The following is a 13,897-nucleotide window of genomic DNA, read 5'->3' as shown; positions in this document are numbered from 1 at the left end:
TCAGGCGGAAACTTCTTTACGGACAGGATCGCCCAGCACATGCATCAGGCGATTGGCCCAGCCAAACAAGGCCGAGGACAGGATCAGGTCCAGGATTTCTTCGTCGGACAAGCCCGCATCGCGCAGGGCTGAAACCTCTGCCGCGCCAGCAGAGGGTGGCGCTTCGGCGGATTTGCGGGCAAAGTCGAAAATCGCTCTGTTCCGGTCACTTAGGTCAGCATCTTCACCCTTTGCGAAAAGCGCATCGGTGACGCTGGTATCTTTTTCAATCTTTGCATGGCGGTCCGCGTGAACGGCCGCGCAATAGATGCAGCGGTTGACCATGGACGCGCCAAGTGCGCCCAGCTCGCGCTCTGCCCGGCTCATCCCGCCGGGATCATACATGATTGCATTGAAGAGCGGCGAGCGGACTTTCAGGCTTTCGACATCATGCGCCAATGTCAGCACGTAGTCCGACACTTTGGTGTTGGACGGCGTCACCTGCAGCGCTTCAAGCTGCGCCTCGGTCGCCTCGGCCAGTTTGACCGGCGTGACGCGGGGCTGCCAGTGCGGCACGTTGCGGGTGAACTTGTGAATGATCCTGCTCATTCCGCGGCCCCCTGCATCAGCCGCAGCCCGGAAATCACCCGGCTCTGATAGGCCAGAAAGGCAACGAGTTCGCACAGCCGCACGATATCGGCATCTGCGACGCCCTCGGCCTGTAGTCCGGCAATATCCTCGGCCGAAATATCGCGGGTCTGATTAGCGACTTTGTCGACAAAGGTCACAACCGTCCGAAGCCCCTGCCCGGCGCCCGTCTCTGCCAAGTCGGTCAGGTTTGCGTATTCGCCCGCGCCCTTCAGATAGTGCTGCGCCAGCGCCTCGTCCTTGGCTTGCTGCGCCACGCGTGCCGCCAGCCCGGCGCGAAGCGTATGCGAAAACGCGCCGCAGTCCTGTGGCCGCAGGACCGCTTCCTCGGCGGCTTGGGTCATTGCAAAAATCTTCGCACGGGTGGCGACTGCGTCCGCTACGGAGCCGCTTTCGGGAAGGCCTGCGATGGTGAATGTGGTGGTGTCAGTGTAGGTCATGCAACCTGACCTTCTCGCGTTTGCGCGCCAAGCTCAAGCTCTGTCGGCTCCCATTCATCACCTTTCAACTCTGGCGTGTCATAGTCCAGCATGGCTTGCCAATGGGTCTGCACGTCTTCAGCGTAAAGCGTTGCTGCCACCGACCGCGCCAGCCATGCGGCCCCGTCGCTGATCCCCGGAATATCGCCGCTGACCTTACCCAGGCTGGCCGAGGCGCCGTAGTTGAAGCAATAGACATTGCTGAGCCAGGGCGCCGTGCCGGGATGCTTTTCGCGAAAGGTGAAATCTTCGTTCAGATACGGAAAACGCCCCAGATCGCCGGATTCTTCGCCTTCGGGGGGCGTATAGACGTCCTGCCACAGGAGGATGTCGCCCGCGGTCTCGCCAAATTCGGTCCGTGCCATCGGATCGATCACGAACCCGGTCCCGAAGATCACGAAATCCGCCTCGTAGGATGTGCCGTCCGCGAAGTGAACGACAGCCGACGTGCCGCGCTTCTCGATCCTCGTGGTTTCCTTGCCAAAGTGGAAATAGGCGTTGGGATGGCGACTGACACGTTTCGTCGACCCATGCGGCGGCGGCGTCTGGGTGGCAAAGCTGTACTGCATGAACCGCCAGCGCCATTCGTCAGGCAGCGCGGCATATCCTGCGGTGAAGCCGAAACTGCCAATGCCCATCATCTTGTTGATCCGCGGCATCTCCTTGCGCCGCACCAGATGACGAACCTCGGCCGCGCCATGCTCCAGCGCTTCGGCGGCGTTATCGACCGCAGAGGCGCCAACGCCGATCACCGCGACGCGCTTGCCTTTGAGCGCGTCAAAGTCGATGTCATCGGCACTATGCGCCCAAAGATCACGCGGCAGATCGCGGATGAAACCGGGAATATTCGGCCCGCCCGTGCCGTCGCGCCCGGTGGCGAAGATCAGTTTTCGGGTCAGGACCGTGCCGCTCTGCGTGCCGGACAGCGTCAGGCGCAGCAGGTCGCCCTCGGGTTCCACCTTGTCAACGGAGACGCTATTTTCAATCGGGATATCAAGAGCCTCTCGGTACCACTTAAGGTATTCCATCCACATCGGGCGCGGGATCTTGTCCAGCTCTTCCCATGCCGCCGTTCCAAACTGCGCGCGGTACCACGCCTGGAAGGTCAACGACCCATGCCCATAGGCCGGACCCGTCAGCACTTTCGGGGAGCGCAGTGTTTCCATCCGCGCATAACTAAGCCACGGGCCTTCATTTCCAGCCTCTGAGCGGTCGAGGATGCGGATGTTCTGCATGCCGCCCGTTTTCAGGGCAAGCCATGCCACCATGCCGCACATGCCACCGCCGATGATCACGACATCCGAGACACCTTCACTTTGCGGTACCCAGTCCTTGCCGGGATAGCACAGGAACTCGAGGTCTTCCTTCAACCGCGCTTCCAGTGCGGGTAGGCCCTGTCCGTCAATGGGACTCGCTTCCGTCATCTGCATGTAGTCATCCTACGAAGTTATGTGAATCAGTTCAGCATCAACCTGCCCTGTCCATCCAGACCGGATGGATTTCGTCGATCCGGTAAGCATGTACATGGCGGTGTTGGGCCCCCTTTGCGGGGACGTTCAGAAGATGCGGGTGGTTGTCGGGAAGGTCCGGGTGGTTATGTGGGCGCTCCAATGGGTCATCGGCTGCCCAGACACGCGTGGCCAGGGCTGCGAACAGCGCACAGGTCACGGAAAGGATGAGCAGAGCCGTCTCCAGCGGAAGGGCTGCCGCGAGCCATCCGGAAAGAGGATAGGCGACCAGCCAGCCCGCATGGCTGAGAGAGAATTGCGCAGCGAATACCGCGGCCCGGTCTGACTGGCTGGCAGAGCGGGTGATCACCAGACCACCGGGCGTGAGCACCAGCGAAGAGGCGGCGCCGAACGCGATCCAGGCGGCTGCCATAAGCGCAAATGCAGGTGTGGGCAGCAGCGAAAACCCGGCCCCCACCGCAGCAAAACCGAACGCCCCGGCAAGCATGGCCGTACGCTCGCTGACCCGTTTGAGCAGACGCGGCACGATGACGGCGCCACTTGCCGCCCCCAAGCCGTAAAAGGCCATCAGGATCGGGTAGAACCGTTCGGCATCGTCCAGTCGCGCACCCGCATAGACGACCGAGTTGACCAACACCCAAGCCATGGCGAGCGACAGCGCGAAATTCAGCAGGAAGAGCCCGCGCAGCCGTGGCGTCCGGCCGTAAATCCACATGCCGCGCGCGGCGCGCTGCACGAATGGCCCCTTGCGGGCGGCCTCGCCCCGGGGCGGAAACCGGGTTGCCAGAAGCGCGAGGACGGAGCCTGCAAAGGCCAGCGCTGCGGCGATGAACAGCCCCTCGGCAGTTACAAGGTTCAGAACCGCGGCGGCGATCACCGGGCTTAGCACCGCCTCAAGCGTGTAGGCGATCCGGGACCAGGCCAGCGCGCGCGTATAATCCTCCTCATCGGGAAGAACATCCGGGATAACCGACTGAAATAGCGGCGTGAACCCGGCGGCCAGCACGAAAAAGGCAAAGGCCAGCGCGGCGACGTGCCAGGTTTGCGTCGTAAACACCATTGGCAGCAGGATCAGCATGCGCCCAAGATCCAGCCCCACCATGGCGCGTTTGCGTGACACTCCGGCGAGCAGGGTCTCGGCCAATGGTGCAAGCAGAACGTAGGCCACCATTTTCAGCGCCAGAAGCAGCCCAAGCACCTTGCCACCCGCAGCCACCCCACCGATGCGGTAGGCGGCAAGCGACAACGCAACCGTCAGCAAACCAACCCCCACGAGCGAACATATCTGCGCCGTGAACAGGCGACGGAAGGAAGGATTTGCCAGTGGTCCGGTCACGATGCGAGGTCTTCTTCGACTGGGGCGATAGGAGTGAATCGGGCGGTCGCGGGATCGGCCCGGTAATGATGCACATAGTCTGACGCTGCAAGCGCCAGCTTGTCCACCGCCGAAATGATGGCATCCGCCTTCTCGTCGGTCAGCAAAGCCGAAAGGTTCAGCCGAACCCAGCCCGGCTTTTCAAGCTCTTCACCATTCTCGATGGCCCGGCGCATGGACGCAGAGCGCGCCTCGTCCAGTCCCAGCAGGCGATGCGCGTAAGGCCCTGCACAAGCACAGCCGCCGCGCGCCTGAACGCCGTATACATCGCTGAGCAAACGGGTGAAGAATTGATGATGCACATAGCCGCCCGCGCCGTCTCGGACGCGAAAGCTGAAGATCGGCAACGCCTTTGCGCCTTGCTGGCCCAGCAGCTCCATGCGCGGATTTTCCGACCAGACCTTCAGCGCCCGTGCGCGCAGGTCCTCTTGGCGCGCATCCATCCAGGCCTGACCCAGTGCATCCTTGACCATCAGCGCAAGCGCCGCGCGAATATCCCCCAGAACATTGGGCGTGCCGCCCTCTTCGCGGTCGCTGAGGCGCGACGAATAGACATGGCCCCAAGGCGATACGAAGCTGACGGTTCCGCCACCCGGCAGGGTCGGGCGCGCACTGCGGGCAATGTCGTCGCGCAGAATCATGATCCCGGATGATCCCGGTCCGCCGGGAAACTTGTGCGGAGAGAAAACAATCGCGTCCTTCTCGGCCGAACTGCCCGCCCGCATGTCCATTTCCGTGTAAGGAGCGGCACAGCCATAATCCCAGATGGCAAGCGCGCCGTGCTGTTTCAGCATACGCGTCACGGCATCCACATCCGTCACGATACCCGTGACATTGGACGCGGCCGAGAAAGACCCGACAATCAGATCCGCCCCCTTCGCGGCGACAAGCGCATCGTTCAGAGCCTGCATATCCGGCCCGCCGCCCGGATGTTCCGGGATTTCAGTGACGTCGGCGGCGCTTTCGCGCCACGGCAACAGGTTGGAATGATGCTCATAGGGGCCCAGGATCAGCGCCACACGCCCGCCGCGTGCGGTGATCCCGGCAATGTCCAGCAAACCAACCAGACGGTTCAGACCGGCCGTCGACCCAGAGCCGGTGAAAACAACGCTCGTATCCGGCCCTGCCCCTGTCAGGCGGGCAATTTCTGCACGCGCGGCCTCGCGCAGACGCGTGGTGAATGCGCCGCAGAAGGAGGCTTGCGTATGGCTGTTGGCATAATAGGGCAGCACGCGGTCGCGAATGAAATCCTCGACCTGAGCCAGCGCCCGCCCGGAGGCCACATAGTCCGCATACAGCAAAGGCCGTGCCCCGAAGGGGCCATCGATCATCACGCCGTCACCGATCAACCCGTCCCGCAACCGGCTTGCGAGCTCTGGCCCGGCAAGTGATGATCTGAATTCGTCTAGAGGCGACATCCCGGCTCCGTGCACTGTTGGTTCATATGAAGCATGACACCTGATCTGGAAAAATATTCACCTAAATTTACCTTGTAGACACCAATATGCTATCATATGAACGGTGAATGACCCTGAAGTTAGATCATATTGACAAGCGCATCCTTGAAGAGCTCCAACGCGATTCCGCCCAGTCGCAACGCGCGCTGAGCGACCGGATCGGCTTGTCACAAAACGCGTGCTGGCGGCGGCTCAAGACGCTTGAGGGTGCGGGCATCCTGCGCAATCGCACCGTTGTGCTTGACCGAAAGCAACTGGGCATGGGGCTGGTTGTCTTTGTCATGGTGAAGACGCGGCACCACTCGGCCAGCTGGCTGAAGGAATTTCGCCAGCAAGTCACCAAAATCCCGGAAGTGATCGACTTTTTCCGCATCGGCGGCGAATATGATTATCTGCTGAAGATCGTGACGCAGGACATGACCAGCTATGACCGTGTCTACAAACGGCTGATCGAAGAGATCGAGCTGGAAACCGTCACCTCCTACTTCGCGATGGAAGCCATTGCAGAGCAACGCCCCATCCCGCTGACCTGAACGCCCAAAAACACCGCCCTTGTCAGACTTGGATACCGGTCGATCGGCCTGGGCGCGGCGCAGGTGCTACTGTCCCCGAAAACCGGTGCGCCGCCCTGCTTCAAAACTTTACCAAACGACAAGATTCTTGACGAGGGGCAAGTTTGAGACTTAAGGTCAACGAAAGATGACGTGCGTAAAGTTATGATCTTGACGAAAAAAATCGGTTCATTGTGGCGCGAACGCTGACAGACACGCATGATAAAACAGGGGCATAACGCTTGGCCGGACAGAAAATCAAGAACATGGATGAGCTGGCGAAAGTAAGCTCCATCTCTCGCCCGACGCTTTCGAAATACTTCAACGACCCCGAAAGCGTGCGCAAAACCACCCGACAGAAAATCGAGACCGCCCTCGAGAAATATGACTACCGGCCGAATATTTTCGCGATCAACCAGAACCGCAAGCTGACCAAGACGATCGGCATTCTGGTCCCCTATCTTGCCGATCCGTTCTTTGCCGAAATCGCCCGCCGGATAGAGCTTAGCTGTATCGAAGCGGGTTTCTGGCCCACTGTCTTCAGCGCGCATGGCGAGCAGGAGCTTGAAAACAACGCGCTGGCGACGATGCAGTCGCTGCGCCCCGCCGGTGCGCTGATTGCGCCCTTGGGTCGCCGGTCGGATTTCGAAGCGGTGCGGCGGTTTGCAGAAGATGTTCCCACGGTTGTCTTCGACAGCAATGTTAATGTCGGCGAGGCATTTGTCGGGCATGACAATTTTCAAAGCACAGAGCTTATCGTCGATTACCTGTGCCGGACGGGGGAGCCGCCCTGTTTTTTCGAGATGCCACCGCTGAACCCGAACGCGAACAAGCGCAGGGAAGCCTATGTCATGGCGATGGAAAACCTGGGCCAGACGCCGGAAATCGTTCAGGTGGATGGCGCTTCATGGGAGTTTGAACAGATCGGCCTTGAAGGCGGCAAGCGGCTGATCGAACAACGCGCCCTGCCCTCGAACACTGTTCTGTGCAGCAACGACCGGCTTGCCATCGGCCTGATCGCGGCCGCCTATCAGAAAGGCCTGCGCGTGGGCCACGGACCCGAATGCGCGATGCGCATTGCCGGGCATGACGACCATCCCTGGTCACGCTACACCTGCCCTCCCCTGACAACCGTTTCGCAGGATTACTCATCTATTGCCGACCGGAGCGTCGAGATTCTTTTTGACTTGATCAACGGGGGCAACAAGTATCAATCTAGGGTTGAGACCTTGTTCAAAGGGAATCTTGTGTTGCGGTCTTCCGCTTAGGCGTTCGCTTGAAAAGTTTACGTGAGTAAAGTTTTTTATTGACTCGTTCCGCGACGCAGGGTTAATTCGTACTACTGCACCAAAGCAGTTCCAGGGAGGAACCAGTATGAATTTGAGAAACGCACTCTGCGCCGCAACCGCACTTGTGTCGGTCTCCGCGACCGCCGCTTTTGCCGAGGAGCTGACCATTGCCACCGTGAACAACGGTGACATGATCCGCATGCAGGGTCTCACCGCCGACTTCACCGAAAAGACCGGGCACACGGTCGAATGGGTGACGCTGGAAGAGAACGTGCTGCGTCAGCGCGTCACCACCGACATCTCCACCAAGGGTGGTGCCTTTGATGTGATGACAATCGGTATGTATGAAACGCCGATCTGGGCCAAAAACGGTTGGCTCGTCGCAATGGACGATCTGTCTGAAGAATACGATGCCGACGACATTCTGCCCGCCATGCGCGGTGGTCTGAGCTATGACGGCACCATGTATGCCGCGCCCTTCTACGGCGAAAGCTCGATGATCATGTACCGCACCGATCTTGTTGAAGCGACTGGCATGGAAATGCCCGAAGCACCGACTTGGGAAGAGGTTGCGGCACTTGCACGCGCCATGACCGACAAGGACAACGAGATCTACGGCATCTGCCTGCGCGGCAAGGCCGGTTGGGGTGAGAACATGGCGTTCCTCACCGCGACGTCGAACGCCTTTGGCGCGCGTTGGTTTGACGAAGACTGGAATGCCCAGTTCGATCAGCCCGCGTGGAAAGAAACGCTTACATTCTACGTCAACCTGATGAATGACGCGGGCCCTCCCGGTGCATCGACCAATGGTTTCAACGAAAACCTGTCGCTGTTCCAACAGGGTAAGTGCGGCATGTGGATCGACGCGACGGTTGCGGCCTCTTTCGTGACCAACCCTGACGACTCCACCGTTGCTGACAAGGTTGGCTTTGCGCTGGCACCGAATACCGGTCTTGGCAAGAACTCCAACTGGCTTTGGGCCTGGGCACTTGGCATTCCTGCCGGCACCCAGAAAGAAGCCGCTGCGAAAGAGTTCGTAGAGTGGGCAACCTCGAAAGACTATATCGAGCTTGTTGCGGCAAATGAAGGTTGGGCCAACGTTCCTCCGGGTGCGCGGACCTCGCTGTACGAGAATGAGAACTACAAAGACATTCCGTTCGCGTCGATGACCCTCAAGAGCATCCTGTCTGCCGATCCGCAGAACCCGACGGTTGATCCGGTTCCTTATGTTGGCGTTCAGTTCGCAGCCATCCCGGAATTTGCGGGTATTGCAACCGAAGTCGGTCAGGAATTCTCGGCCGCTCTTGCAGGCCAGCAAAGCATCGACGAAGCGCTTGAAAAGGCGCAGGCTCTGACAACCGACGCGATGGAAGCCGCAGGCTACTAAGCGTCACAGTTCCGGAGGGCGGCCTTTGGCGTCGCCCTCCGACACCAGTTTTGATCTTTCATTTTTGACCAATCATCTGTGACGGTTCGTCCGTCAACGGGGGAGATGTGTCCATGGCGACCCAACAATCACGATCCGCTGCAAGGTTCATGTTGGCACCTGCCGTTATTCTGCTTTTGGGCTGGATGCTGGTGCCGTTGATCATGACTCTATGGTTTTCGTTCCGGAACTACCTGCCGCTGCGCGGCGGTGATCTGGGATGGGCCGGTTTCGACAATTACGTACGTTTCATAGGCTCCAGCTCCTTCTGGCCAAGCGTCCAGACAACGCTGATCATCGTTGGCGGTGTGCTGGTCATCACGATTGTGCTTGGCATCATTCTTGCGCTGCTGCTTGATCAGCCGATGTGGGGACAGGGCATCGTCCGCATCCTCGTGATCGCGCCGTTCTTCGTGATGCCGACCGTTTCGGCGCTGGTGTGGAAGAACATGTTCATGGACCCCGTGAACGGGCTGTTCGCACATATCTGGAAATTCTTTGGCGCCACGCCCGTCGAATGGCTTAGCCAAGCGTCGATGCAGTCGCTCATCATGATTGTCAGCTGGCAGTGGCTGCCCTTTGCGACACTGATCCTGCTGACCGCCGTTCAATCGCTGGACAGCGAACAGCTTGAAGCCGCAGAGATGGATGGCGCGCCCTTCCACAGCCGCTTCATCTACATGATCCTGCCGCACCTGGCGCGGGCCATCACGATCGTGGTCCTGATCCAGACGATCTTCCTGCTGTCGATCTTTGCAGAGATCTTTGTGACCACCGGCGGTGCCTTCGGTACGCGGACCCTGTCCTACCTGATCTTCCAGCGTGTTCTGGAAAGCCAGAATATCGGTTTGGGATCTGCAGGCGGTGTCTATGCCATCATTCTTGCCAATATCGTTGCCATCTTCCTGATGCGCATCGTCGGCAAAAACCTGGACTAGGGAGGAGCGAAACATGGCACGTGCTGTCACAAACAACCGCAAGGCGCTGAACACCGCCATTGCCTGGACGATCGGTCTGCTGATCTTCTTCCCGATCCTCTGGACCATCCTGACCAGCTTCAAGACAGAAGCGCAGGCCATCAGCGACCCGCCGGTCTTCCTGTTCTTCGACTGGACGCTGGAAAACTACTCGGTCGTGCAGGAACGCTCCAACTACATGCGTTTCCTGTGGAATTCGGTGGTCATCGCCGGCGGATCAACCATCCTGGGTCTGATCATCGCGGTTCCGGCCGCCTGGTCGATGGCCTTCGTGCCCAGCAAACGGACCAAGGACATCCTGCTTTGGATGCTCTCGACCAAGATGCTGCCTGCGGTGGGTGTTCTCTACCCGATCTACCTGATCTTCATCAAAATGGGCATTCTGGACACCCGCACCGGTCTTGTCATCGTGATGATGCTGATCAACCTGCCGATCATCGTCTGGATGCTCTACACCTATTTCCGCGAAATTCCGGGTGAGATCCTGGAAGCATCCCGGATGGATGGCGCCAGCCTGAAGGAAGAGATCATCTATATCCTCACGCCGATGGCGGTTCCCGGGATCGCGTCGACAATGCTGCTGAACTTCATCCTGGCTTGGAACGAAGCGTTCTGGACATTGAACCTGACTGCGGCCAAGGCCGCGCCGCTCACGGCCTTCATTGCCAGCTATTCGAGCCCTGAAGGTCTGTTCTACGCGAAACTGAGCGCCGCCTCGACCATGGCCATCGCTCCGATCCTGATCCTTGGCTGGTTCAGCCAGAAACAACTTGTCCGGGGCTTGACCTTCGGCGCTGTGAAGTAAGGAAAGACAAATGGGACATATTCAGCTCAAGCAGGTCAAGAAATCCTTCGGCGACGTGACTGTCATCCCGCCGCTCGACCTGGAAATCAACGATGGTGAATTCGTGGTGTTTGTCGGACCTTCGGGTTGCGGTAAATCCACCCTGCTCCGCCTGATCGCGGGTCTGGAAGACACCACCGCAGGCAATATCGAGATCGACGGCAAGGATGCCACGGGCCTGCCCCCCGCCAAACGCGGACTGGCCATGGTTTTCCAAAGCTATGCGCTTTACCCGCATATGTCGGTGCGCAAGAACATCGCTTTCCCGATGAAAATGGCGGGGATGCCGAAAGAAGAGCAGGACAAGCGTATCGCTGCTGCGGCCAAGGCGCTGAACCTGACCGACTATCTTGACCGCCGCCCCGGGCAGCTGTCGGGTGGTCAGCGTCAGCGTGTCGCCATCGGCCGTGCCATTGTGCGCGAACCCGCGGCATTCCTCTTTGACGAACCTCTGTCCAACCTGGATGCGGCGCTGCGCGTCGGCATGCGGATGGAAATCTCGGAGCTTCACACCAAGCTGGCCACCACGATGATCTACGTGACCCACGACCAGGTCGAAGCCATGACCATGGCCGACAAGATCGTCGTTCTTCAGGCCGGTGTGATCGAACAGGTCGGCAGCCCGCTGGAACTGTACCGCGCCCCGCGCAACAAGTTCGTCGCAGGTTTCATCGGCAGCCCGAAAATGAACCTGATCGAAGGGGCCGAGGCTGCCAAGCACAACGCCCATACGATCGGCATCCGTCCCGAGCATATCGATGTGTCGACCACCGAAGGCCTGTGGCAGGGCACCGTTGGTGTGGCAGAGCATCTTGGGTCTGACACGTTCATGCATATCCACGGCGTTCCCGGTTGCGATCCGCTGACCGTGCGGGCGGGCGGCGAAGTGGGCGTGAAACATGGTGACACCGTGTGGCTGACGCCGAACCTGACCCATCTGCACAAGTTCGACGCGCAAGGCCTGCGGATCGAATGAAACGGCTCGCGGGGAAATCAGCCCTGATCACAGGCGCTGCGCGCGGGATCGGGCTGAGTTTCGCCGAGGCGTATGTCCGCGAGGGGGCCACGGTCGCCATCGCGGACATCAATCTGGCGGCGGCCAAACAGGCAGCCGACCAAATTGGCGAAGCCGCCTATGCTATAGAGCTTGATGTCACCCGCCAGGACAGTATCGATGCCGCTATCGGCACGGTCGTGGACAAGGCGGGCAAGCTGGACATCCTGATCAACAATGCGGCGCTTTTCGATGCGGCAGAGACGGTGGATATCACCCGCGAAAGCTATGACAGGCTTTATGCCGTCAATGTTGCGGGCACCCTTTTCACCATGCAGGCCGCGGCGCGCCAGATGATTGCGCAAGGCCATGGCGGCAAGATCATCAACATGGCAAGCCAGGCCGGAAGGCGCGGCGAACCCCTTGTTTTGGTTTACTGTTCGACCAAGGCTGCGGTGATCTCGATGACGCAATCGGCCGGTCTTAACCTCATCAAGCACGGCATCAACGTCAATGCCATTGCCCCCGGTGTCGTCGACGGCGCGCATTGGGAACATGTTGATGCGATGTTTGCCAAGCTCGAAGGCAAGGCGCCCGGCCAGAAAAAGGCCGAGGTCGCCGCGGGGGTTCCCGCCGGCCGGTTTGCCACCCCTGACGATCTCACCGGAATGGCGATTTTCCTCGCCTCCTCCGAATCCGATTACATTCTGTCGCAGACGTATAACGTCGACGGCGGCCAATGGATGAGCTGACATGAAACTGTCCAACGAGACCCTCAACGACCTGCCCGAAAACATCGCCCGTCCGACCTATGACCGGGGCGCGCTGACACCGGGTATCGTCCATATCGGACTTGGTAATTTCCACCGTGGCCACCAGGCGTGGTATCTTCATCGCCTCATGCAGCAGGGTCTGGCGCAGGATTGGGCCATCATCGGCGCAGGCGTGCGCGCAGGGGACGAGGCTCAGCGCAAGCGTCTGGCCGCGCAGGATTACATGACAACCCTGATCGAGCTGGACCCGAAAGGCCGCTCGGCCGAAGTGGTAGGCTCGATGATCGACTTCGTGCCGGTCGAGGATGGCAACGGACCCTTGATCGAAAAGATGGCCGATCCCGCCATTCGAATTGTTGCCCTGACCGTGACCGAGGGCGGGTACTATATCGACGCCGCGACCAAGGGGTTTGACGCCAACCATGCCGATATCCAGCATGATGCGACAAACCCGGACACGCCGCGCACCGCCTTTGGTGCGATGATCGCAGCACTTCGGCAGCGACGCGAGGCCGGCACCGGGCCGTTCACCGCGCAAAGCTGTGATAACCTGCAAGGCAACGGCGCGATATTGCGGCAGACCGTCGTTTCCCTCGCGCGGATGTCTGATCCGGAACTTGCGGACTGGATCGATGCCAACTGCACCTTCCCCAACTCGATGGTGGATTGCATCGTGCCCGCCACAGGCCCCAAGGAACTGGCGCTGGTCAAGGAATTCGGGATCGACGATGCAGCCCCGGTGACGCATGAGAATTTCCGCCAGTGGGTCATCGAGGATGATTTCTGCGCCGGACGTCCGGATTGGGACAAGGTTGGCGCGACCTTCACCGACGATGTGCACGCTTTCGAGGCGATGAAAATCCGTATTCTCAACGGCGGGCATCAGGTCATCTCCAATCCCGGCGAGATCCTGTCGGTCGAGTTCATCTCTGGCTGCATGGCGCATCCGTTGATCGGCTCGTTCTTCCGCAAGGTGGCCGGGGAAGAGATTGTCCCGCAGGTCCATCCCGTTCCCGGCATGACGCCCGAGGCCTATGTCGATCTGATCAGCAGCCGTTTTTCAAACCCCGAGATCGTGGACACCGTCCGGCGCGTGGCCTTTGACGGATCGTCGCGGCATACCGGGTTCCTGCTGCCGACCATACGCGACGCTCTGGACGCAGGTACGCCGATTGACGGGCTCGCGCTGACAGAGGCGCTTTGGGCGCGGATGTGCGCCGGCACGCGCGAAGATGGCAGCATCATTGAACCCAACGATCCGCAATGGGACAAGCTGAATGCCGCAGCCCTCGCCGCGCGGGACGACCCGCAGGCCTGGCTGGAACAGCGTGATCTTTACGGCGATCTGGGCGACAACGCGCGCTTTGCCGAGAGTTTCTTGCGCTGGCTGCGGATGATCCGCGATGAAGGGACAGAGGCCGCATTGCGCGCCTATCTTCACTCCTGAACCCTGCCCTTGTGAGCCGGGAGCAACCCGCTGGGGCCCCTGCCCTCGGACAAATCCATTGCGCAGTTTCACCCGGCACTCTCGCCGGGTGATCGCATTTCCAAGTCGATGAGCTTCCGATGCGCTCAGTCAACCAGCGCGGGGATGGCCGTGCCACAATTTTGGTTCGCCGCCGACGCCGGACAATCA

13 protein-coding genes are annotated in these 13,897 nt (G+C 60.0%); 8 read left to right on the top strand and 5 right to left on the bottom strand.

The genetic code is table 11. The features are described from left to right. From EDD52_RS15535 to EDD52_RS15515, 5 genes are read right to left on the bottom strand one after another with little or no spacing between them, the layout of a single operon-like run. Complete coding sequence (locus tag EDD52_RS15535) at positions 1-588, bottom strand: peroxidase-related enzyme (protein WP_132246610.1); 588 nt, start codon at positions 586-588, stop codon at positions 1-3. After that, positions 585-1,067 carry a hypothetical protein gene (locus EDD52_RS15530; protein WP_132246608.1) on the bottom strand — a complete coding sequence of 161 codons (483 nt, stop codon included), beginning with the start codon at positions 1,065-1,067 and terminating at the stop codon, positions 585-587. The genes EDD52_RS15535 and EDD52_RS15530 overlap by 4 nt, the downstream gene beginning before the upstream one ends. After that, positions 1,064-2,536, bottom strand: coding sequence for an NAD(P)-binding domain-containing protein (locus EDD52_RS15525; protein WP_132246606.1), 1,473 nt, complete (start codon positions 2,534-2,536; stop codon positions 1,064-1,066). Before EDD52_RS15525 ends, EDD52_RS15530 begins: the two co-directional genes overlap by 4 nt. 37 nt (positions 2,537-2,573) lie before the next feature. Further along, positions 2,574-3,911, bottom strand: a complete 1,338-nt coding sequence (locus EDD52_RS15520; protein ID WP_132246604.1) for an MFS transporter — start codon at positions 3,909-3,911, stop codon at positions 2,574-2,576. Next, the gene (locus EDD52_RS15515) at positions 3,908-5,368 is read right to left on the bottom strand and encodes an aminotransferase class V-fold PLP-dependent enzyme (protein WP_132246602.1); all 1,461 of its coding nucleotides are present in this window, start codon (positions 5,366-5,368) and stop codon (positions 3,908-3,910) included. The genes EDD52_RS15520 and EDD52_RS15515 overlap by 4 nt, the downstream gene beginning before the upstream one ends. A gap of 107 nt (positions 5,369-5,475) precedes the next feature. On the opposite strand from EDD52_RS15515, the gene EDD52_RS15510 reads away from it, so the two are divergent. From EDD52_RS15510 to EDD52_RS15475, 8 genes are all read left to right on the top strand, one after another. Beyond that, the gene (locus tag EDD52_RS15510; protein WP_132246600.1) at positions 5,476-5,940 is read left to right on the top strand and encodes an Lrp/AsnC family transcriptional regulator; all 465 of its coding nucleotides are present in this window, start codon (positions 5,476-5,478) and stop codon (positions 5,938-5,940) included. 260 nt (positions 5,941-6,200) lie between these two features. Then, positions 6,201-7,226 (top strand): LacI family DNA-binding transcriptional regulator, encoded by a 1,026-nt coding sequence (locus tag EDD52_RS15505; protein WP_207906040.1) that lies wholly within the window; start codon positions 6,201-6,203, stop codon positions 7,224-7,226. A 106-nt stretch (positions 7,227-7,332) separates the two neighbouring features. After that, positions 7,333-8,634: an ABC transporter substrate-binding protein gene (locus tag EDD52_RS15500; RefSeq protein WP_132246598.1), complete on the top strand. Its 1,302-nt coding sequence runs from the start codon at positions 7,333-7,335 to the stop codon at positions 8,632-8,634. 113 nt (positions 8,635-8,747) lie between these two features. Continuing rightward, positions 8,748-9,611 carry a carbohydrate ABC transporter permease gene (locus EDD52_RS15495; protein WP_132246596.1) on the top strand — a complete coding sequence of 288 codons (864 nt, stop codon included), beginning with the start codon at positions 8,748-8,750 and terminating at the stop codon, positions 9,609-9,611. 13 nt (positions 9,612-9,624) lie between these two features. After that, on the top strand, positions 9,625-10,455 hold the full coding sequence (locus EDD52_RS15490) for a carbohydrate ABC transporter permease (protein WP_132246594.1): 831 nt from the start codon (positions 9,625-9,627) through the stop codon (positions 10,453-10,455). 10 nt (positions 10,456-10,465) lie between these two features. Beyond that, positions 10,466-11,470: an ABC transporter ATP-binding protein gene (locus EDD52_RS15485; RefSeq protein ID WP_132246592.1), complete on the top strand. Its 1,005-nt coding sequence runs from the start codon at positions 10,466-10,468 to the stop codon at positions 11,468-11,470. Next, the gene (locus tag EDD52_RS15480; protein WP_132246590.1) at positions 11,467-12,240 is read left to right on the top strand and encodes an L-iditol 2-dehydrogenase; all 774 of its coding nucleotides are present in this window, start codon (positions 11,467-11,469) and stop codon (positions 12,238-12,240) included. The genes EDD52_RS15485 and EDD52_RS15480 overlap by 4 nt, the downstream gene beginning before the upstream one ends. Before the next feature lies 1 nt (position 12,241). Continuing rightward, complete coding sequence (locus EDD52_RS15475; RefSeq protein ID WP_132246588.1) at positions 12,242-13,708, top strand: mannitol dehydrogenase family protein; 1,467 nt, start codon at positions 12,242-12,244, stop codon at positions 13,706-13,708. Positions 13,709-13,897 lie beyond the last annotated feature (189 nt).

Origin of the sequence: Primorskyibacter sedentarius (assembly GCF_004342065.1) — a bacterium.
GTDB lineage: Bacteria > Pseudomonadota > Alphaproteobacteria > Rhodobacterales > Rhodobacteraceae > Primorskyibacter > Primorskyibacter sedentarius.
This window is presented reverse-complemented; position numbering and strand designations above follow the sequence as displayed.